General features: G+C 63.8%; 19 protein-coding genes. 15 read left to right on the top strand and 4 right to left on the bottom strand.

Annotated elements, in window-relative coordinates:
* Nucleotides 1-34 precede the first annotated feature (34 nt).
* Entirely contained in the window at nucleotides 35-841 is an 807-nt protein-coding gene (locus tag AC07UC_RS02840; protein WP_494903911.1) for an ABC transporter substrate-binding protein, read from the bottom strand.
* A gap of 487 nt (nucleotides 842-1,328) precedes the next feature.
* Complete coding sequence (locus AC07UC_RS02835; RefSeq protein WP_494903909.1) at nucleotides 1,329-2,156, bottom strand: oxidoreductase; 828 nt, start codon at nucleotides 2,154-2,156, stop codon at nucleotides 1,329-1,331.
* A 77-nt stretch (nucleotides 2,157-2,233) separates the two neighbouring features.
* Between AC07UC_RS02835 and AC07UC_RS02830 the strand changes: the two genes are divergently transcribed.
* A complete protein-coding gene (locus AC07UC_RS02830; protein WP_494903907.1) occupies nucleotides 2,234-3,169 on the top strand; it encodes an AraC family transcriptional regulator in 936 nt (311 codons plus the stop codon).
* Nucleotides 3,170-3,284: 115 nt separating this feature from the next.
* Here the strand turns inward: AC07UC_RS02830 and AC07UC_RS02825 are convergent, their stop codons facing one another.
* Entirely contained in the window at nucleotides 3,285-3,845 is a 561-nt protein-coding gene (locus tag AC07UC_RS02825; protein WP_494903905.1) for a hypothetical protein, read from the bottom strand.
* 471 nt (nucleotides 3,846-4,316) lie between these two features.
* Here AC07UC_RS02825 and AC07UC_RS02820 point away from each other — a divergent pair, with 471 nt between their 5' ends.
* From AC07UC_RS02820 to AC07UC_RS02780, 9 genes are all read left to right on the top strand, one after another.
* Nucleotides 4,317-5,369 (top strand): isopenicillin N synthase family dioxygenase, encoded by a 1,053-nt coding sequence (locus AC07UC_RS02820; protein ID WP_494903903.1) that lies wholly within the window; start codon nucleotides 4,317-4,319, stop codon nucleotides 5,367-5,369.
* Nucleotides 5,370-5,397: 28 nt separating this feature from the next.
* Nucleotides 5,398-6,723, top strand: coding sequence for an O-acetylhomoserine aminocarboxypropyltransferase/cysteine synthase family protein (locus AC07UC_RS02815; RefSeq protein WP_494903901.1), 1,326 nt, complete (start codon nucleotides 5,398-5,400; stop codon nucleotides 6,721-6,723).
* 43 nt (nucleotides 6,724-6,766) lie between these two features.
* A complete protein-coding gene (locus AC07UC_RS02810; protein ID WP_202324999.1) occupies nucleotides 6,767-7,795 on the top strand; it encodes an ABC transporter substrate-binding protein in 1,029 nt (342 codons plus the stop codon).
* A gap of 13 nt (nucleotides 7,796-7,808) precedes the next feature.
* Entirely contained in the window at nucleotides 7,809-8,810 is a 1,002-nt protein-coding gene (locus AC07UC_RS02805; RefSeq protein WP_494903899.1) for an ABC transporter permease, read from the top strand.
* Nucleotides 8,804-9,595, top strand: coding sequence for an ABC transporter ATP-binding protein (locus AC07UC_RS02800; RefSeq protein ID WP_494903897.1), 792 nt, complete (start codon nucleotides 8,804-8,806; stop codon nucleotides 9,593-9,595). The genes AC07UC_RS02805 and AC07UC_RS02800 overlap by 7 nt, the downstream gene beginning before the upstream one ends.
* Complete coding sequence (locus tag AC07UC_RS02795) at nucleotides 9,592-9,915, top strand: hypothetical protein (RefSeq protein WP_494903895.1); 324 nt, start codon at nucleotides 9,592-9,594, stop codon at nucleotides 9,913-9,915. Before AC07UC_RS02800 ends, AC07UC_RS02795 begins: the two co-directional genes overlap by 4 nt.
* A gap of 302 nt (nucleotides 9,916-10,217) precedes the next feature.
* A complete protein-coding gene (locus AC07UC_RS02790) occupies nucleotides 10,218-11,195 on the top strand; it encodes an amino acid ABC transporter substrate-binding protein (protein WP_446720321.1) in 978 nt (325 codons plus the stop codon).
* A 15-nt stretch (nucleotides 11,196-11,210) separates the two neighbouring features.
* Nucleotides 11,211-12,401: an amino acid ABC transporter permease gene (locus AC07UC_RS02785; protein WP_494903893.1), complete on the top strand. Its 1,191-nt coding sequence runs from the start codon at nucleotides 11,211-11,213 to the stop codon at nucleotides 12,399-12,401.
* On the top strand, nucleotides 12,398-13,480 hold the full coding sequence (locus AC07UC_RS02780) for an amino acid ABC transporter permease (protein ID WP_494903891.1): 1,083 nt from the start codon (nucleotides 12,398-12,400) through the stop codon (nucleotides 13,478-13,480). Before AC07UC_RS02785 ends, AC07UC_RS02780 begins: the two co-directional genes overlap by 4 nt.
* Nucleotides 13,481-13,495: 15 nt before the next feature.
* Here AC07UC_RS02780 and AC07UC_RS02775 read toward each other — a convergent pair whose 3' ends face one another.
* Nucleotides 13,496-14,599, bottom strand: a complete 1,104-nt coding sequence (locus AC07UC_RS02775) for a LacI family DNA-binding transcriptional regulator (RefSeq protein ID WP_494903889.1) — start codon at nucleotides 14,597-14,599, stop codon at nucleotides 13,496-13,498.
* A gap of 607 nt (nucleotides 14,600-15,206) precedes the next feature.
* On the opposite strand from AC07UC_RS02775, the gene AC07UC_RS02770 reads away from it, so the two are divergent.
* The 5 genes from AC07UC_RS02770 to AC07UC_RS02750 all read left to right on the top strand — a co-directional run bounded on the left by AC07UC_RS02770 (nucleotide 15,207) and on the right by AC07UC_RS02750 (nucleotide 20,390).
* Nucleotides 15,207-16,169 carry a sugar-binding protein gene (locus AC07UC_RS02770; RefSeq protein ID WP_140770502.1) on the top strand — a complete coding sequence of 321 codons (963 nt, stop codon included), beginning with the start codon at nucleotides 15,207-15,209 and terminating at the stop codon, nucleotides 16,167-16,169.
* A gap of 116 nt (nucleotides 16,170-16,285) precedes the next feature.
* Complete coding sequence (locus tag AC07UC_RS02765) at nucleotides 16,286-17,824, top strand: sugar ABC transporter ATP-binding protein (protein ID WP_494908884.1); 1,539 nt, start codon at nucleotides 16,286-16,288, stop codon at nucleotides 17,822-17,824.
* Between the two features lie 98 nt (nucleotides 17,825-17,922).
* Nucleotides 17,923-18,918 carry an ABC transporter permease gene (locus AC07UC_RS02760; RefSeq protein WP_140770499.1) on the top strand — a complete coding sequence of 332 codons (996 nt, stop codon included), beginning with the start codon at nucleotides 17,923-17,925 and terminating at the stop codon, nucleotides 18,916-18,918.
* 84 nt (nucleotides 18,919-19,002) lie between these two features.
* Nucleotides 19,003-19,782: an SDR family NAD(P)-dependent oxidoreductase gene (locus tag AC07UC_RS02755; RefSeq protein ID WP_494903886.1), complete on the top strand. Its 780-nt coding sequence runs from the start codon at nucleotides 19,003-19,005 to the stop codon at nucleotides 19,780-19,782.
* Nucleotides 19,783-19,790: 8 nt separating this feature from the next.
* On the top strand, nucleotides 19,791-20,390 hold the full coding sequence (locus tag AC07UC_RS02750; protein ID WP_494903884.1) for an SDR family oxidoreductase: 600 nt from the start codon (nucleotides 19,791-19,793) through the stop codon (nucleotides 20,388-20,390).
* The last annotated feature ends 122 nt before the right edge of the window (nucleotides 20,391-20,512 follow it).

The raw sequence follows: 20,512 nt of genomic DNA, 5'->3' as shown, positions 1-20,512 counted from the left end.
GGCTTTGCGTGCCGCGGCCGCGTCGTCCATCAGGTCAGCGGGTAGGGACGAAATCCGGGCCGGGCAATTTCGGCACATCGGCGCCGATCCACTCCTGGTAGATCTTGCCATAGGTGCCGTCGGCGATCATGTCGGCGACGGCCTTGTTGACTGCCGCGAGAAGATTCGGCCGGTCCTTAGCAACGCCGATACCGGCGGGCTGATCGGTGTTGGGGATGGATACGACGACGGAAAGCGGGCGCGGCGATGTCTTGACGTAGATGGCTGCCAGCCCGCCGTCGAAGAACGCGGCGTCGATCTGACCGGACTGCAGCGATATCTGCAACGCGGCGGAGTCCGGGAACGGCACGATCTGCGTGCTCTTGTAGGTCTCGTTGGCGTAGGTTTCCTGGATACTCGCGGCGACGACGCCGAGCCGCTTCCCGGCCAGTCCCGCCTCGTCCTTGATGCCGGAATCCTGCGACGTCAGGATGGTGTAGGAGCCGACGAAATGCGGGCTGCTGAAATTGACGATCTTCAGGCGCGGAAGCGTGATGGAATGGGAGCCGGCCGAGATGTCGCAGACATGGTTGGCGACGGCGGCAAAGATGCCTTCGAAAACGGTGATGCGATAGTCGGGCGTCAGGTTCAGGCGCCGCGCGATGTCCGTTGTGAAGGACACTTCGTAACCCTGCATCTTCCCGTCGATCACCGAAGACATCGGAGCGTTGGCGTCGGTCACGCAAACGCTAAGCGCGCCCGGACTGTTCAGCTCCAGGTCACTGCCTTGAGCCGATGCCTGGCCGGCGCATCCAATCAGGATCGCGCCGATCGCGAGTCCAAATAGCCTCATACTGGTCATTTTCAACGTCCCCATTTTTTAGCTTCTGTTGAATGCTGCGGCCAAAGCTTCAGCGGTCTGGCCATGGCAATCGTTATTGTAACGTAATTAGCATGTCAACGTTTGATAATTACATCTGACCGTACGATGCGTCCCGCCGTTCGTCAGCCAACCGGCGGACAGGCGGGAGCATTTCGGTATTCATCCGTGCTGTGAGACGAGGGGGGATCGTGCCCGGGTATCGCCGCGGCCGGGCGGCATGGCCGAAGCGGCGGAACACGTTGTCGCATCGATCCGCCGCTCGGGTCGGGAGGTCGGGCGCGGTCAGCGCCGGGCGCCCGTTGCTTCACGCCACGCGTTTGATGGCGCGTGTTGGCCGGGCGGTAGAGAAAGGCAACTGCAAGCGTTCACGAATGTGGTGGCCGATCCCGGGGCACGCCGCGTCCTGGGCGTGGAACGCGACATCATTGCTATAAGCAAGCGCGAATTGTTCCCTACGCCGACGCTATCAGCCATCGGTCGAGATGCTGGCGGATTTCCATGCTTCGATCTCAAGCTTAAGGCGCTCCACCCTCTCTGACACAAGTCCAAGGGCATCGCTGCCGAGCAGGAGTTGTGGTGGAGGGCTGTCGGACCCGACCAGATCCAGCACGGCCGCCGCAAGCTTGTCGGGATCGCCAGGTTGCCTGCCGCTTTTGGCCTGCCTTGCCTGGCGGATCGGATCGAACAGCGCGTCGTAGTCGGCTATCGATCGCCCGGTCCTGACCATCGAGCGTCCGGCCCAGTCCGTCCGGAAGGAGCCGGGGCACAGGGCCGTCACGTGGACGCCGAACGGCGCCATCTCCGCGCGCATGACTTCCGAAATGCCCTGGAGGGCAAACTTGCTTCCGCAGTAATAGGCGATGCCGGGCATGGTGATCATGCCGCCCATCGAGGTCACGTTCACGATGAAGCCGCTGCGCCTTTCGCGAAACCGCGGCAGGAAGGCTTTGGCGACCGCGACGGCGCCGAAGACGTTCACGTCGAACTGACGCCGCATCTCTTCGAGAGGCGACTCCTCGAGGATGCCCTCGTGGCCGTAGCCGGCATTGTTGATCAGGACGTCGACCGGCCCATGATCCTCTTCGGCCTGTCGCACGACCTCGGCTATCCGGTCGAACTCCGTCACGTCGCACAGGATGGATTCCACCGCTGGCAAGCGTTCCGCAAGAGCTGCACGCGACCGTTCCGAGCGAACGGTGCCGATGACCCTGTGGCCCTTGCTGCTCGCGGCCGCCGCGATCGCCAAGCCGAAGCCGGAGTTCGCGCCGGTGATGAAGAAGGTCTTTTGAGACATAATCTGGCTTTCTCGTCTTGATTGATCGATCTTTTGACGGATAATCTCCTGAAAGGCGGGAATCGATTGCGATACCTATGAATACCTTGCCAGTTCCTATCAGATTGAAGAGCGTGAGGTCGGTACGCCGCGAGCTGGTCGAACTGGCCGGACTTCTTGCCCCCCGCCCCGGGTACAATCCGACAGGGCTTGACGGTGTCCGCGTCCTCAGGACCGAGGCGGTCCTTCACGACATCCCCGTGCTCTACAAGCCAGGAGCCGTATTCGTGTTGCAGGGCCGCAAGCGGGGCATGCTGGAGGGCGAGGTCTATCTCTACGACGAGGAGCACTATCTGGCCGTGTCGGTGCCCGTTCCGTTTCGGATGGAATCGGTGGCCAGCGCCGAACGACCCCTGCTCGCGGTCTATGTCGAGTTCAACATGCGCCTGGCTGCCGAGATCGCCTCGGAAGTAGGGGGGAGGCGTTCCGAACCGGCAGCCTGCAAGGTGAGAGGTCTGGTATCGAGCAGAATGGAGCCGAGTATCGAGGATGTGGTGCTGCGCCTGCTGCGGGTGTTGCGCGATCCTGTCGAGCTTGCCGTTCTGGGGCCAGGCGTCATGCGCGAGCTGCACTACCGGGTACTCGTCGGCTCACAAGGCGGTGCGATGATCGCGGCCTTGCAGCAGGCAGGCACCTCCGGGCGGATCGTGCAAAGCCTCGCCCGGTTACGCGAAACCTACAGTTCGCGGATTTCGGTCGCCGGGCTGGCACATGAAGCAGGCATGAGCGTCCCCTCCTACCACGTCCACTTCAAGGCCCTGACGGGCAGCAGTCCGATACAGTACGTGAAGGCAATGCGTCTCCACGAGGCGCGGCGGATGATCGCGCGCAAGGACAAGACGATCGCGGAGGTCGCGGCATCGGTTGGCTACACCAGTCCCGCCCAGTTCAGTCGGGACTTCAAACGCCACTTCCGGCGCACGGCATCGGAAGAGGTCAAATGGGTTCGTCGGCATCTTGGCGAGCTTGCCTGAATGCGCGAACTCCCGGCTCACAGGCTAGGCTTGAGCAATTGCGGGAAAAGCGCGTAACGCTTTCCCCAGGGAATTGCGTCCAAGCGCTTCCGAGCGGCCGATATGGCCCATCGCCTCAGGACGAAGGCACACGCGGCTCCTCCACCAGATAAAACCGGTCCTTCGGCGAGAAATCCGTCACCAAGAACGAGAACGAGGCGGTTTCGAGCGGGTCGACCTTGCCTTTGCGGAACAGCAGCCGGTCATAGGGTTCGAAGTCGCGTTTGAATTCGGCGAAGCTGTCGGACTTGATCACCTTGTCCTCGCGCTGCGCCTGGTCGAAGGACAACCCGTCGCCATAGTCGCTCGGCCTGTTCATGATCGATTGCAGCTCGAAGCCGAATTCGATCCAGGCATCGCCGCTGTTGTTGCGGGTGACGATCTTCAGCGGCAGATAGCCGGTGGCGTAGTTGCCCGTCGTTCCGAACGGTTGGATCGGCCTTACGGCGCGGATGGTCAGCGTCACCGGGTCGGCGGTCTCCAGTTCCTCGGTCACCACGATCGGATCGGTGCGCGTTCCGGCGCCCGTGGCCGAGAGGATCCTGAAACCGCCCAGTTCATCCGAGAATGAGTAGGCGCCGGCTTCGAAGATTTTTGTGCCATCGGCCATGGCGCGCGGGCAGGTCGCGGCCAGCAAAGCCGCACACACCCGCACACAGCGCAAGCCTGGACGCGTCATGGCTGGAGTATGGACGACAATTGGCCAGCCGCATACTGCCCCGGCCATGTGCTGGAATGATGGTGCCCCGTACGCGCGTCGCCTGATCGAGGCTGTCCCGGTTCTGCGTGCCGATGCAACGGACAAGCAGAAGGCACGCGATCTGTTTCTCGTGGTTCGTAGGCTGGCCAACACGTATCGCGATCTCTGCGCGCCCTGGCGGCGGCAGATAGCCCTGACCAGGGCACTCGACTGTGTGGATCTGAGAGGAATAGGCCCCACACCGGCCGCAAATCAAAATCTACTATTTTTATAGAATTAACAAAAATTGGCCGCCGGCCCCACGGGAACGATACGTCAATTTCCCCACCTGTCTCGGAAAGGGATGGCGTTTTCTTTGTTTCGGCGGTCCGCGGTGCGACGCTTCGATCACCAAATGAGAGGGTCGAAATGAGCAGTACTGCCGACAAGAGAACTATCCCGGTGCTGGATTTTTCTCGATACGAAGCCGACCCGGCTTCCCGAAAGGAATTCATCGAGGGGCTGCGGCGCGCGGCACGCGATGTCGGCTTCTTCTACCTGACTGGACATGGCATCGCGCAATCGCTGATCGACGATGTACTTGGTGCGTCCAGGCGTTTCTTTGCCTTGCCGGACGAAGACAAGCTCCAGATCGAAATGGTGAACTCGCCGCATTTCCGCGGCTACAACCGCGTCGGCCAGGAACTGACCAAGGGCCAGAGGGACTGGCGCGAACAGGTCGACATCGGCTCGGAAGCGCCGGCGCTGGAGCGCGATGGCAACCTGCCGGCCTGGACGCGCCTGCAGGGGCCGAACCAATGGCCAAGCGCCTTGCCGGAGCTCAAGCCGCTGCTGATCGAGTGGCAGGACCGCCTCACCGACCTGTCGACGCGCCTGCTGAAGGCATTCGCCATTGTCCTGGAGCAGGACGAGAACGCGTTCGAAACCATCTACGCCGGCACGCCGAACCACCTCATCAAGATCATCCGCTATCCCGGCCGGGACTCGACCGAAAGCGAGCAGGGCGTCGGCGCCCACAAGGACAGCGGCTTCCTGACGCTTCTGCTGCAGGAAAAGCAGAAAGGCCTGCAAGTCGAAGCCGCCGAAGGCGGCTGGATCGACGCCGAGCCGCGCGCCGGCACCTTTGTCGTCAACATTGGCGAGTTGCTGGAAATGGCGACGGATGGCTATCTGAAGGCCACCGTTCACCGGGTCGTGACGCCGCCGGCTGGCACCGACCGGCTGTCGGTCGCCTTCTTCCTTGGTGCTCCCTTCGATGCCGAGATCCCGCTGCTTGACCTGGCGCCGCACCTCAAGGCGCAGGCGAGCGGCGTTACCCGTGACCCCCAGAATCCGCTCTACCGCAACTCCGGGCAGAACGCGCTGAAAAGCCGGCTGCGCTCGCATCCCGATGTCGCACGCCGCCACCATGCCGATCTCATTGCCATCCAGGCTCGCGCCGAAGTCGCGCCCTTTGCCTGACGGCGCCAACAACACAGGAGGAACGCCCATGACGCTCGAAAATCTCTCTCCCGAGACCCTCGCCCTCCACGGCGGTTCATGGCGCGCCGATCCCACCAACGGTGCGGTTGCGGTGCCCATCTACCAGACCACGTCCTATCAGTTCCAGGACACCAGCCATGCCGACCGGCTGTTCGCGCTCGACGAGATCGGCCACATCTACACGCGGGTTTCGAACCCGACGCAGGACGCTTTGGAGACCCGCATCGCGGCGCTGGAAGGCGGTGCTGCGGCCCTGCTGCTCTCCTCCGGCCAGGCGGCCTCGGCCTATTCGGTTCTGAACCTTGCCGGCGCGGGTGACAACATCGTCTCGGCCACCGATCTCTATGGCGGCACCTGGGCGCTGTTTGCGGCCACGCTGAAGCATCTGGGCGTCGAGGTCCGCTTCGTCGATCCGTCCGATCCCGAGAACTTCCGCCGCGCCACCGACGGACGCACCCGCGCCTACTATGCGGAGTCGCTGCCCAACCCGAAGCTGCAGGTCTTCCCGATCAAGGAAGTGGCCGACATCGGCCGCTCGCTCGGCGTGCCGCTGATCGTCGACAACACCGCGGCACCCCTCAGCATCCGGCCATTCGATCATGGCGCCGCGGTCGTCGTCTATTCGGCGACGAAATACATTGGCGGCCATGGCACCTCGATCGGCGGCATCGTCATCGATGGCGGCAACTTCCCCTGGGAAGACCATGCCGAGCGCTTCCCGACTCTGAACCAGCCCGATCCGAGCTATCACGGCAAGGTCTGGGTCGAGGCGGCCAAGCCGCTCGGTCCGGTGGCATATGTGCTGCGCATCCGCACCGTTCTCCTGCGCGACGTCGGCGCCGCGATCAGCCCGTTCAATGCCTTCCAGCTATTGCAGGGCCTGGAGACTCTGCCGCTGCGCATCCGCCAGCACAATGAGAACGCCATAAAGGTGGCCGAATATCTGCGCGGACATCCGAAAGTCGGCAATGTCATCTTCCCGCGCTACCAGACAGGCGAGAGCAAGCGGCGCGCCGATGCCTATTTCCGGCAAGGCAGCTACGGCGCGTTGGTCGGCTTCGAACTGAAGGACGGCCGCGAGGCGGGACGCTCCTTCATCAACGGATTGAAGCTGCTCTACCACGTCGCCAACATCGGCGACGCGCGCTCCCTGGCCATCCATCCGTCGACCACCACCCACTCGCAGCTGTCGCCGGAAGAGCAGCTCGCGACCGGCGTGACCCCCGGCTACGTCAGGCTCTCCATCGGCATCGAACATCCCGACGACATCATCCGCGACCTCGAACAGGCGCTCGACCAGGTCGCCGGCGATCGCGAGTTGAAGGCTGCCTAGGAATTTTGCCGGCTTCACATTCATCCGATCACAGGAGGGGACTATGACCACAGACAGGAAAACCACATCAAGGATTTCGCGGCGCGGCGTGCTGCGCGCCGCTGGCGCGCTTGGCGTCGGCGCCGCCGCTGTCGGCTTGCTCGCCAGGCCGACGAGCTACGCCATCGCCGGCAATCCAACCAAGGTGCGGCTGTCATGGACCGAATTCGCGGCCTGTCATTCGCCGATCGCGTTTGCTCTGTCGAAGGGCATCTACGCCAAGCATGATCTCGATATCGATCTTTACTACCAGGGCGCCAGTGGCCAGACGCTGATCCAGTCGATCGCCACCAACAAGACCGATGCCGGCGCTGGCCTGCTCTATGACTGGGTCAAGCCGCTGGAGCAGGGGCTGGACGTCAAGCTCTTCGTCGGCTCGCATGGCGGCTGCACCAGGCTGCTGGCATCGAAGGCTTCGGGCGTCACCACGCTCGAAGGCCTTAAGGGCAAGACCATCGTCTCCTATGATGTCGCCAGCCCGCCGAAGCATTCCTTCCAGGTCGCGCTCGCCAAGGCCGGCCTCGACCCCAACAACGACGTCAACTGGACCAACGTGCCGTTCGACCTCGTCGGCGAGACGGTGGGCAAGGGCCAGGCCGACGCGCTGGCGCATCTCGATCCATGGGCCTATGCCCACAAGAAGAAGTTCGATCTGGTGGAGGTCGCCAACACGCAAACCGGAGCCTTCGAGGGCGCGGTCTGTTGCGTGCTCGGTGTCAATTCGGCCTTCCTCGATGCCAACAAGGACGCCATCCGGCGGCTGGCCGAGGCCGATATCGAGATCCACGAATACGCCGCGGCGCATCCGGACGAAGTCGCCAAGTGGTTCGTCGACAATCTCAACCCCGGTTTCCCCTTCGAGGATATCCGCGACGAGATTGCCTCCTGGGTGCTGCACAACCACCCGGTCGGCAAGGACCTGCAGGGTCAGGTCAAGAATGCCGCCGCCGATCTGGCGCTGATCAAGGTGCTCGATCCAACCACCGATCCGGCGGAACTCGCCCAGCGGGTGACGGTCGACATTCTCGCCTGACGGAACCTGGGTGATGAGTGCAGCGGCCGACAAGGACGCAACCGGCAAAGGCGTTTCGTCCGCCTTTGCCGGTCCCGTGTGGAAACATGGGCTCTACGCGGCCGCGGCCTGGCTGCTCGCCGCCATTGTGACGGTGGCATTCCCTGACGTCGTGCCGTGGGGCAGCCGCGACGTCTTTGTCGGGCTGCTGGCCGCGGGGGCGGTCGTGCTGGCTGGCCTCGCCTTCGGCGTCGAAAAGCTCGGCGGCTTCGGTCGGGGATTGATCCACTATGGCCCCTGGCTGATCGCGCTCGGCCTATGGTTCGCGGTCTGGGAGCTGATCACGGCCAAGCTCGGCTGGCTGCCGAAGCCGTTCTTCTCGCCGCCGCATGGTCTGCTGCATGTCTATATCGTCGACTGGCAGCGCATCCTCATCTGCATCGCCTATACCGCGCGGCTGTGGACGATCGGCTTCTTCAGCGGCATCGTCCTCGGTTTCATCGGCGGCGTGGCGCTCGGCTGGTCGAAGCGCTTTGCCTACTGGGGCATGCCCATCCTGAAGCTGATCGGTCCGGTGCCGGCAAGCGCCTGGATCCCGGCGACGTTCTTCCTGTTCCCGACGACGTTCCAGGCCAGCCTGTTCCTGGTCGCCCTTGCATCCGGAATACCGGTCGCGATCCTGACCGCCTCCGGTGTCAACTCGGTCAGCCGTTCCTTCTACGACGTGGCGCGCACGCTGGGCGCCAGCACCCGCTATCTCGTGCTGCGCGTGGCGATACCCGCCGCTTTGCCGCATGTCTTTGTCGGCCTGTTCATGGGGCTCTATTATTCGTTCGCCGTTCTGGTGGTGGCCGAAATGCTCGGCGCCAAATACGGCCTGGGCTGGTACCTGCAGTTCCAGACCGCCTATTCGGCCTATGCCAATGTCTATGCCATGCTGATCATCATGGCGTTGCTCTGCTCGGGCCTGGTCAAGCTGCTGTTCGTCGTCCGCGACCGGCTGCTCGGCTGGCAGAAGGGGGTGGTGCAATGGTAGCCGCCGCAGGACTTCGCGCCGCATCCGAAAACGCCGCCGGTCTCGCCGTCGATTTTCGGGGCGTCTCGCATCAATACGATCTCGACGGACAGCCCTTGCCGGTGCTGCGGCAGATCGACCTGGCCGTGGCGCCGGGTGAATTCGTGGCGCTTCTGGGCCCATCCGGCTGCGGCAAGTCGACCTTGCTGCGGCTGGCGGCAGGGCTGGAAAAACCGACAAGCGGCGACGTGCTGGCAGACGCGACAATCGTCGCCCGGCCGGACCCGTCGCGCGTGCTCGTGTTCCAGGATCCGACCTTGTTTCCGTGGCGGACTGTCCGCGACAATGTCGCCATCGGGCCGGAAGCGCGCGGCGCGCTGGCCGACAGCCAGAAGCGGATCGACGACGCGCTTCGCCTGGTCAAGCTGGACGCCTTCGCATCGGCCTTTCCGCATCAACTGTCCGGCGGCATGGCGCAACGCGCCGCACTGGCGCGTGCCCTGGTCAACGACCCGCGCCTGCTGCTGCTCGACGAGCCGTTGGGACGGCTGGATTCGCTCACCCGGCTGACCATGCAGGAAGAGCTTTTGTCGCTCTGGCGCGAAGCCGGCTACACGGTCATTCTCGTCACCCACGATGTCGAGGAGGCGTTGCTGCTCTGCGAGCGCGTCATTGTGCTGACCGAGCGCCCGGCGCGCATCAAGGCAGAGGTTGTGGTCGACCTGCCCTATCCGCGGCGGCGCGACGATCCGCGCATCGTCGCCCAGCGCCAGCACATCCTCGAGATACTCGGGTTCTCCGCATGAGCGAGAATGCTTCGGTCCGAAAACTGTTTCCGCTGCGCTGGCTGGAGGCGGTGGGGATTGCGCTGACGCTCGTCGCCCTTGTCTGGTGGGCGATCGTCTATGCGCAGGTCATGTCGAACACCGGCTTTCCGGTCGAACGCACGCTGCCATGCCTGCTGCAGACGTCGGACCGCTGTTCGCTCGCCATGTCGCTGTGCAAGAGCTGGCACTTCCTCGGCATCAAGCGCTACTCGCCGGAACTGCTGTGGGCCGGAGCAATCGTCTCCAGTCTCGCGCTTCTGCTGGGCAGCTTCATGCAGAATCCGGGACAGGGAAAATAAGCGGTTCGAGGCCGGGACTCCGTGCCGCCGGAACGAGTCTTTCCCGCGATGATCCATTCGCAGGCAGCCGGTTCGCATTCGCCGCCAATGTCTATTTTCGAAGCAAACTGCTTTCCCGGCAGGCAAAAAATTGGATTGCCGTTCCTTAGTCTACAAAAATTATAGAGTTAACTTCGAGCCAGTCGAACAAGGCGGGGGACGTTCCGCCAGCGGCTGATGGCAACAAAATCGCAGGAGTGACATACATGACGACAACAACGCGGTCCGGTGCCCGTTGGAGGACGGCACTGGCAACAACGCTCATGGTGGCGGTGGGACTGTTCTCGACATCCACCTATGCCGGCCCGACCCTCGACAAGATCAAGGCGCGGGGCTCCATCAAGGTCGGCGTCGGCACCACACCCGGCTTCTTCTCGCCGGACAGCAATGGCCGTTGGCAGGGATTCTTCGCCGACTACGGCCGCGCCCTGGCGATCACCGTCTTCGGCGATCCGGAGAAGGTGGAGTTCACCAACTCCTCGCCGCAGCAGCGCCTGCCGGCGCTTCAGTCCGGCGAATTCGACATCCTGCTGTCGGGCGTGACGGTGACGATCACGCGCGCCTTCCAGCTCGGCTTCCATTTCGGCCCGACCGTCTTCTATGACGGGCAAGGCATCCTGGTGCGCAAGGACCTTGGCGTGACCAAGGCCGCCGACCTCGACGGCGCCACGATCGGCGTCCAGAGCGGCACGACCGGCGAGTTGAACATCGCCGATTTCTTCCGCAAGACCGGCAAGAAGTTCACGCCGGTGACGATCGAGGACACCAGCGAGTTCATCAACGCGCTGGAGTCGGGCCGTGTCGACGCCATCACGCAGGACTCGTCCGACCTCGTCGGCAAGCGCACGCAGCTGAAGAAACCTGACGACTACATCATCCTGCCCGAGCGTCTGTCGAAGGAGCCGCTCGCACCGGCGATCGCCAGCGGCGACGACCGCTGGCTGGAAATCGTCAACTGGACGGTCAACGCCACCATCCAGGCCGAGGAATGGGGCATCACCAGCAAGAACATCGACGACTTCCTCAAGTCGCCGGATCCGGCCATCCAGCGCTTCCTCGGCGTCGATCCGTCACTCGCGCAAGCGATCGGCCTCGATCCGAAATGGGCCTACAACATCATCAAGACCGTCGGCAATTACGGCGAAATCTACGACCGCAATCTGAAGCCGCTCGGCTGGGAGCGTGGTTACAACAGCCTGTGGACCAATGGTGGCCTGCTCTACTCGCCGCCGTTCCGCTAAGACCTTCGCCAACCAATGTCCTTGATTGACGAAACCGTGCCGGGTCTTGGCGGACCCGGCATTTTGCGCAGGATATCCCTGTGGTGGGGCAGCTATCCGCTGACGCAGGTCGCCGTCATCACCGCGGTCGTCGCGCTGTTCTGGCTGCTTGGCCACAACGCCGCCGAGACGATGGCGCGCATCGGCATCACGCCGGGCTTCGACTTCCTCAGCCGGCCGGCGAGTTTCGAGATCGGCGAGGCGCCGATTGCCTTCAAGGCTGGCGATCCCTATGCGCGCGCTATCCTGGCCGGGCTTTTGAACACGATCAAAGCGGCGGCGCTTGGCTGCGTCCTGGCCACGATCCTCGGCGTCGCCCTCGGCGTTGCCGGTCTCTCCGGCAATCTTCTGCTGGCGGGGCTGGTGCGCTGGTATGTCGAGATCGTCCGCAACACGCCGCTTCTACTGCAGCTGTTCTTCTGGATTTCGCTGGCAAAATCCTTTCCCTCGCCACGGCAGGCGCTTTCGGCGTTCGGCAGCTTCTTTCTCACCAACCGCGGCGTCTTCGTGCCGGCGCTCGGCTTCCACAATGTGTCGGCACCGACGCTCTGGCTGCTTGGGGCCCTCGCGGCTGCCTATCTGATCTTCATTCTATGGGCATGGCGCGGCGGCAGGCTGTCCGCCAGGCGGTGGGGCCTTGCAACGGCGCTGCTGTTGGGCGCCGTTGTGCTTGCCTTCCCGCTGACCGGCGCCGGCGCGGCCTGGGAGATACCGGCGCTGGCCGGCTTCAACATCCGTGGCGGTTACGATCTGACACCCGAATTCGCCGCACTGCTGACCGGCCTGGTGGTGAAATTCTCAGCCGCCATCGCCGAGATCGTGCGCGCCGGCATCCAGTCCGTCGATCGCGGCCAGTGGGAGGCCTCGAGGGCGCTTGGCCTGCACAACAGTCAGATCATGCGCCTTGTCGTGTTGCCGCAGGCTTTGCGCGTCATCACGCCGCTGACCACATCCAGCTACCTCGACCTGACCAAGGATTCCAGCCTTGCCGTCGCCATCGGCTACCCTGATCTGGTCAGCATCATCAACACCACCGCCAACACGACCGGACAGTCGCTGGAAGCGCTGACCCTGCTGATCGTCATCTATCTGGCGATCAACCTCTCCGTCTCGGCGGCCATGAACCTCTACAACAAGCGTGTCGCGCTCAGGGGAGCAAGGATATGAGCCTCTCCGACGCTCTTGACCTGAGAACATGGCGATCGTCGGCGACGCTGCGGACATTGAAGGTCGGGCTTTTCGGCACGCCGCTGAATTCGCTGATCACCGTGGTCACGGTCGCACTGCTGGCCTGGATCATACCGCCGCTGCTGCGCTGGGGCATATTTGACGCGACATGGACGGGAACATCGGCCGATTGCGCGGCGGCGTCTGGCGCCTGCTGGGCGTTCGTCGAGGCAAAATTCCGCTTCATCCTGTTCGCCTTCTACCCGCCGGCGCTGCAATGGCGCCCGCTGATCGTCATGGTGCTGCTGCTGGGGCTGCTGGTCGTCACCGCGCAGCCGCGCTTCTGGCGCAAGGGATTGCTCGCCGCCTGGTTCGTCGTGATTGCCGCCAGTTGGATGCTGATGTCCGGCTCTCTGGTTCCACCCGCTGTCCCATCGAACCAGTGGGGCGGATTGGCGGTGACGCTGTTCGTGTGGTCGGTCTGTTTCGGCCTGGCGACGCCGCTCGCCATCCTGCTGGCGCTGGCTCGGCGTTCCGGGATGGGTGGCCTGCGCATGCTGGCGATCGTCTTCATCGAAGTGATGCGCGGCACGCCGATGGTGGCCATCCTCTACGTGGCGATGCTCATCCTGCCGATGGCCATTCCCAATGGGCAACTGATCGACAAGAACGTGCGCGCCATGATCATGATCACGCTGTTCTGGTCGGCCTATATCGCCGAAGTCATTCGCGGCGGCCTGCAGGCGATTCCGCCAGGCCAGTACGAAGCGGCGACCGCGCTTGGCCTCGGCTACTGGCGCACGATGCAGCTCGTGGTGCTGCCGCAGGCGCTGCGCCTGGTCATTCCCGGCATGGTCAACCTGGCGATCGGCTTCCTGCTGGCAACATCGCTGCTCGCCGTCATCGGCATCTTCGATTTGCTCAACGCCGCGCGCGCCTCGGCCACCGACCCGCAATGGCTGGGCTATTATGACGAGGCGTATCTGTTCGCCGCGCTGATCTACTTCGTGCTGTGCTTCGGCGGCTCACGCTACAGCCTGTGGCTGGAGAGATATCTGCGCCGGTCGCAGCGCCACTGAGCCGGTTGCCTGGCGTTAACTACTCGCGACGGCCCGTACGCTCTCCCGTTCCACTAGCGGACACTCCAGCTTGGTGATGGGATAGCGCCCCTGCCCGGGCGGCAAGGGTGCCTCGAGCTGTTCGATCGCCCATTGGCCCATCGCCATGTGCGGCAGGATCGAGGTGGTCAGCGGCGGAAAGAGGTGCCGGGCGATTTCCTCGTCGTCGTAACCGACAACGGAGATGTCCTGCGGAATGTGCAGGCCGGCTTCCTTGAGTGCCTCGTAGCAGCCGATCGCGGTGCGGTCGTTCTGGCAGAAGATGGCGGTTGGACGCTCCTTCAGCGCCAAAAGCTTCACCGTCGCGGCATAACCGGCGCTTGCCGACCAGTCGCCCTCGACCACCAACTCCGGGTCGAACGGGATGTCGGCGGTGGCGAGCGCGCGGCGGTAGCCCTTCAGCCGGTCCTGTGCGGCCTGCATCCACGGCTCACCGGTGATGGTGGCGATGCGGCGGTGGCCGTGGCTGATCAGATGCCGGGTCGAGCTCTGGCCGCCGGCGATCTCGGAAGGCACCACGGCGGGGAAGGCATAGTCCGACGTGTAGCAATTCAGCAGGATCACAGGAATGTCGAGGCTGTAGAGGAAGTCGGGCGCCGTGATCTCGCGGGTGAAGATGGTCATGTAGATCAGCGCCGAAATGCCCCGTCTGGTCAGCGCCTGTATGGCGCGCGGCTCCATCACGGCGTCGCCCATGGTCTGCGCCACCAAGAGCACGTTGCCGGCATTCCACGAGGCCTGGCGCGCGCCCTCGATGGCGACCACCGCCTCCGGGCTGGTGGCGAGCTGGTCGACGGCAAAGCCGATCACCCCGTCAAGCCCATCGAAGGCGGCAACAGGCTTGCGCAGCGCCGAGAAAGCGGGAGCGCTGTAGCCCAGCGCCCGGGCGGCCTCGATCACCCGCTCGCGGGTCTGCTGCGACAGCCTGATGCCGGGTGAATTGTTGAGCACGAAGGAAACGGTCGCCTGCGAACAGCCTGCGGCCCTGGCGATGTCGGTCATGGTGACCCGCCCCTTGGGCTTTGCCGGCGCCTTGCGGCGTCTCGCCGTCTCGCCGGCCGGATCCGTCGTCTCGCTCATTGCATTGGTGTCCCCGATCCCCCGTCCTGTCTAGCGGCAGCCTGCCGGGCCGACAAGATGGCGCTGCGGCGCCGATTTATAGAAATCGTTGCGTTGTTTATATCTATTAGTAGCCTCGTGGTCCATCGGTCATCAGGTTTCGGCTATCAGGGAAGGCAAAGGTTGCAAGGCTTTTGCCGTCATGTCGCCCAGACATCGGTTCGCGGCGCGTCGTCTGCGATGTCGCCTCGGCATGTCCGAATGTTGGCCCGAAACTAATAGTGTTTACTAATACAAAAATGCGCTGTAACGTCAATCCGTCGCGTCCGGCCCCGTTGGGTTCCGGCGCGGCGGGAAAGCGTGCGTGACTGGCCCGATGGCGAGCTGATATTGCCTCCGCAAGCTCTGTCTCGGACATGTGATATGTCAGACAAATCGGACTATTTACGAATGATGGATGAGTCTCTAAAGTCCGTGGCCGTGGCTGGAACGACGCCATTCTTTCAGTGCCGGGAACCCCTGAGGAGGAGGGGCGTCCGAGCCGCAAACGGCAAATTCAGGTGAGCAAGGCAATTCTAGTGAGCAAGACCGGTCAGCCGGATGGCTGGACCAAAACGGGAGGTTGAACATGAAATCCTTGATACGCAATGCATCCGTGGCCGCCGCGGCCCTGGTTGTCGGCCTGACGGCGACAGCCATCGCGCGCGCCGACGACAAGCCGACGCTGGCCTTCGTCGTCAACGGCGCTTCCGATTTCTGGAAAGCGGCCGAAGCCGGCGTCAAGAAGGCGCAAGGCGAACTGCCCGACTACACGCTTGAGCTCAAATATCCCGAGCAGTCCTCGGTCGCCATCCAGCAGCGCCTGATGGACGATCTGGTGACGGCCGGCGTCAAGGGCATCATGGTTTCGGCGGTTGACCCCAAGACCTCGACCGATGGCTTGAACAAGATCGCCTCGCAAACAGCGCTGTTCACCACCGACAGCGACGCTCCGCAGACCAAGCGTGTCGCCTATATCGGCTCGTCCAACGTCGACGCCGGCAAGCAGGCCGCCGATATCGCCAAGAAGGCGATGCCCAATGGCGGCAAATGCCTCGGCTTCGTCGGCCTGCTCGGCGCCGACAATGCCAAGGAGCGCATCCAGGGCTTCAAGGATGGGCTGGCCGGCACCAAGATCACGCTTGACGACGTGCGTGGCGACGATATCGACCAGGCCCGCGCCAAGAAGAATGTCGAGGACGCGCTGGTTGCCAGCCCCGACGTCACCTGCATGGTCGGCTTCTATTCCTACAACACGCCGCGCATCTACGAAGCGCTGCGCGACGCCGGCAAGCTCGGCCAGATCACGGTCGTCGGTTTCGATGATGATCCGATCACGCTGGGCGGCGTCAAGGAAGGCACCATTGCCGCCACCGTCGTGCAGCAGCCCTTCGAATGGGCCTATCAGGGCATGAAGCTGATGGCGGCCTATCTCAAGGGCGACAAGTCGGGCATCCCGGCCAATGCGCTGATCATCATCCCGACCAAGATCATCGGCAAGGATGATGTCGACGCCTATGCCGCCAATCTCAAGGCGATGGCTGGAAACTAAGACCAAAAAGCAGTTCGGCCGGCTCAACTTCGCTTGAGCCGGCTGTCCGCATTGACGAACCCGGCCGGGATCGTCAGTCTGCTGAGAGGTCGGCCCGCCAATCGCTGTCAGGCATGATGAATTATTCCGACACATCCATCGCGGCAATCACCCCGTTCCTCAGTCTCGAGAACGTGCGCAAGACCTATCCGGGCGTCGTCGCGCTCGATGGCTTCTCGATGGAGGTCAGGCCGGGCGAGGTTATCGGCCTCGTCGGCGAGAACGGCGCCGGCAAGTCGACCCTGATGAAGATCCTCGGCGGCGTCACCACGCCGGACACCGGCACCATCACGGTCGATGGCACCGCCCACAAGGGGCTCAGCGTCGAAGGCAGCCTTGACTCGGGCATCGCCTTCGTCCACCAGGAACTCAACCTGTTCGAAAACCTCGATGTCGCCGCCAACATCTTCTTTGGCCGCGAACCGCTACGCGCCGGACCGCTCAAGCTTGTCGACCGCTCCAAGCTGCGGGAAATGGTGGCGCCGCTGCTGAAGCGCGTCGGCGCCAATTTTTCCGCCGACACGCAGGTCGCCGACCTGTCGCTTGCGCAACAGCAGATGGTCGAGATCGCCAAGGCGCTCTCGATCAAGGCAAGGCTGGTCATCCTCGACGAGCCGACATCGAGCCTGCCGATAGCCGAAACCGACAAATTGCTCGACGTCATCAAGGCGCTGAAGGCCGATGGCATCAGCGTCATCTTCATCTCGCACCGCCTGCACGAGGTCGAGCGCGTCGCCGACCGCGTCGTCGTGCTGCGCGACGGCATGCTGGCCGGCACTCTGGGCAAGCGCGACATCAACCACGACCAGATGGTCAAGCTGATGATCGGGCGCATGCTGAAGGAGCGCGAGAAAGCCTCCGAGGCCGCGCGTGCCCCCGGCGCCGTCGCCCTTGCTGCCAAAGCCGTCCGCACGCCCACCTATCCCGGCCGGCCGGTCGACCTCGATGTCAGGCGCGGCGAGATCCTCGGCCTTGCCGGCCTGGTCGGCTCCGGCCGCACCGAGCTGGCACGCGTGTTCTTCGGCATTGACGGCAGCCTTGGCGGCGCGTTGGAGCTCGACGGAAAGCCGCTTGTGCTCGGCTCCGCGGCCGACGCCGTCGCGCACGGCATCTTCCTGGTGCCGGAAGACCGCAAGCTGACCGGCATCCTGCTCGACCTGTCGATCGCGCAGAACATCTCACTGCCCAATCTGCCGGCGCATGCCCGGCGCTCGCTGGTGTCGGCCAGTGCGGAGAACGCTACCGCCGAGAAGCAGAAGAAGGATCTCGGCATCAAGGCGCCGTCGGTGCAGACACGCACCGGCACGCTGTCGGGCGGCAACCAGCAGAAGGTCGTGCTCGGCAAGTGGCTGGCCATGAACCCGAAGGTGATGATCCTCGATGAGCCGACGCGCGGCATCGACATCGGCGCGAAGGCGGAAATCTACGGGCTGATGCGAGCGCTCGCCGACGCCGGCGTCGCCGTGCTGATGATCTCCAGCGACATGGAAGAGGTGATCGGCGTGTCCGACCGCATCGCCGTCATGCATGAGGGCCAGATCTCGGGCATTCTCGACAAGGACCGGTTCAGCCAGGAAAACGTGCTGCTGCTGGCTGTGGGCAAGCCGGCAAACTAATGCTGTCGCGCAGAAGTGACCTCGGGTTCGCGACAACGACATGCATAGACCAAGGAGCCGGAGCGCACGACGCGCTTTGGCCGTAAGCGGAGACGACGATGAGCAAGAAAGATCTCGGCCTGCTGATCCTGATCCTGGTGGTCGGGGCGATCGTCGCCATCATCAATCCGCGCTTCCTGTTGCCGATCAACCTTGCCAACACCTCGAACCTGATCGGCCTGTTCGGTATCCTCTCGATCGGCCAGGCCTTCGTCATCATCACCGGCGGCATCGAACTGTCGGTCGGCTCGCTGGTCGCGCTGCTGGGCACGCTGTTCATCGACTTCATCGCCGTGCGCGGCATGGGATGGCCTGTTGCCTTCGTGCTCATCCTCGTGCTTGGCGCGATCATCGGACTGGCGCATGGCTGGCTGATCACGCGGCTGAAATTGCAACCCTTTGTCGTGACGCTGTGCGGCCTGCTGATCTATCGCGGCGTCGCGCGCTTCTACACCGCCGACGGCACGGCCGGCTTCGCCTTCGGCCAGAATTTTCCTGACCTCGAATTTCTCACCGCCGGCCGCTCCTGGGGCGTGCCGAACTCCTTCTTCGCCCTGATTATCATCGCCATCGTCATGTGGGTGGTGCTGCACCGCTCGGTGTTCGGCCGCTATCTCTATGCCATCGGCAAGAACGAGGAGGCGGCGAAATACTCAGGCATCCGCACCGGCCGGATCGTCATGGCCGCCTATGTCATCTGTGGCGTGCTGACCGCCTTGTCGGCGATCTACTTCGCCATGTACACGCGCTCGATTTCACCCGCCAGCCATGGCCAGTTCTACGAACTCTACGCCATTGCCGCGGCTGTGCTTGGCGGTTTCTCGTTGCGCGGCGGCGAAGGCTCGCTGATCGGCGTCGTGCTGGGCACTGTGCTGCTGCAGGAGCTGCAGAACCTTGTCAATCTGCTCGGCATCCCGTCTTCCCTCAACTTCGCGGTGATGGGCGGGGTCATCCTCATCGGCGTGCTGGTCGACCAGCAATGGGGCGTGTTCCGCGCCCGGCGGCTGATGGTGGATGCCGCTCGCAAGAATGTCGCCGGTGCGCCGGCGGAATAAGCACTTGCCATGACTCAACTGCTTGTCCACACCCTGCGAATATTATAATAGCATAACCCGATATTGCTCGGGGGTGGACGGGACATGCGCTGCGATTTGCGAGGCAAGGTAGCGCTGGTCACCGGGGCCGCGGGGGCCATCGGCAGTTCCATCGCCGGACGCCTGTCCGACAATGGCGCCGCCGTCGTCGTCGCCGACATCAACGGCGAAGGCGCAAGCCAGGTCGCGGCCGGTCTGAGCAACGCCATGGCCTGCGCCACCGACATCCGTGATGCCGCCTCGGTCGACAGTGCGATCGCCGCGATCATGCAGCGCTACGGCCGCCTCGACATCCTCATCAACAATGCCGGCGTCAACACGCTGGCGCACCGCGTCACCCTGGACGAATTCCCGCCCGAGGAATGGGACCGCATCACTGGCATCGACCTTGACGGCCTCTATATCATGAGCCGGGCGGCACTCGCGCCCATGCTCGCCGCCGGCAACGGCGGGCGCATCGTCAATATCGCCTCGGTCGTCGGCCTTGCCGCCATGCGCCTGCAGAGCCCGTTCGTCGCCGCCAAGGCCGGCATCATCCATCTGACACGTTCTATGGCGATCGAACTTGGTGCCAGGGGCATCCTGACCAACGCCATCGCCCCGGGGTCGGTGATGACGGCGCTGACGGCCAAGCTGTTTTACGGCGACGACGGCAAGTTCGCCGGCCGCACGCAGGAATTCCTCGCCCATGTCCCGCTCGGCCGTCCGGCTGAACCGCAAGAGATCGCCGAGGCGGTGCTGTTCCTGGCCTCGCCTGCCGCCAGCTACATCAACGGCCAGGTCCTGGCCGTCGATGGCGGCTGGACGGCGGGATACATGATGTGAGGGACGCGATGGAAATCGATCTCGCCGGCGCGACGATAGCGCTGGAAGGCCCAGGCAATCCGCTCGTCGAAGCCGCACTTGCCGCCTTGCGTGCCAATGGCGGCCGCATTGTCGAAGGGGTGCGGGCACGGCCCGCTGGCATGCTGCCCCCCGACATCCTTCTTGTTTCATGCCCGCTGCGTCCGGGAACGACGGCCGAAGATCCCCCCACCTTGTATGCCGATGCCCGCAAGGCGGCCGTGGCCATGACCGAGCACGGCCGCGGGCGCATTGTCTTCCTGATCTCGGCCACCGCCGGCATGCCGATGCGTCGCCATCCGCGCTTCTCCATGGAGAATGCCTCGATTCTGGCCGGCATGCGTACGCTGGCCATGGAATTCGGGCCGAAGGTGCTGGTCAATGCCGTCGGCTTCGGCGCGGTCGAGGGTGAAACCATGGTCTCGGGCGACAAGGCGATGCTCAGCCACACACCGGTCGGCCGCGCCGGCCGCATCGAGGAAGCGGTCGCGGCCGTGTTGTTCTTCTGCGATCCGCTCAACACCTACACGACGGGCCAGATGCTGGGCGTCGACGGTGGGTGGACGGCTGGCTATGGGCGCAATTTCTGAACCGTCGATGCTTGCCATCCCCGCCGGACCCGCCGCTGGAAACCGTCCACCACACCCGCTATGAAAGGCGCTTACGGTGTGATCCATAGGACATTGCCTTGGTGGGTCGCGCTCTTTTGGAG

It is taken from the genome of Mesorhizobium sp. GW821-FHT04C10 (genome assembly GCF_059420305.1).
The sequence above is the reverse complement of the archived record's forward strand: the minus strand, read 5'-3'. Positions and strand labels throughout refer to the sequence as shown.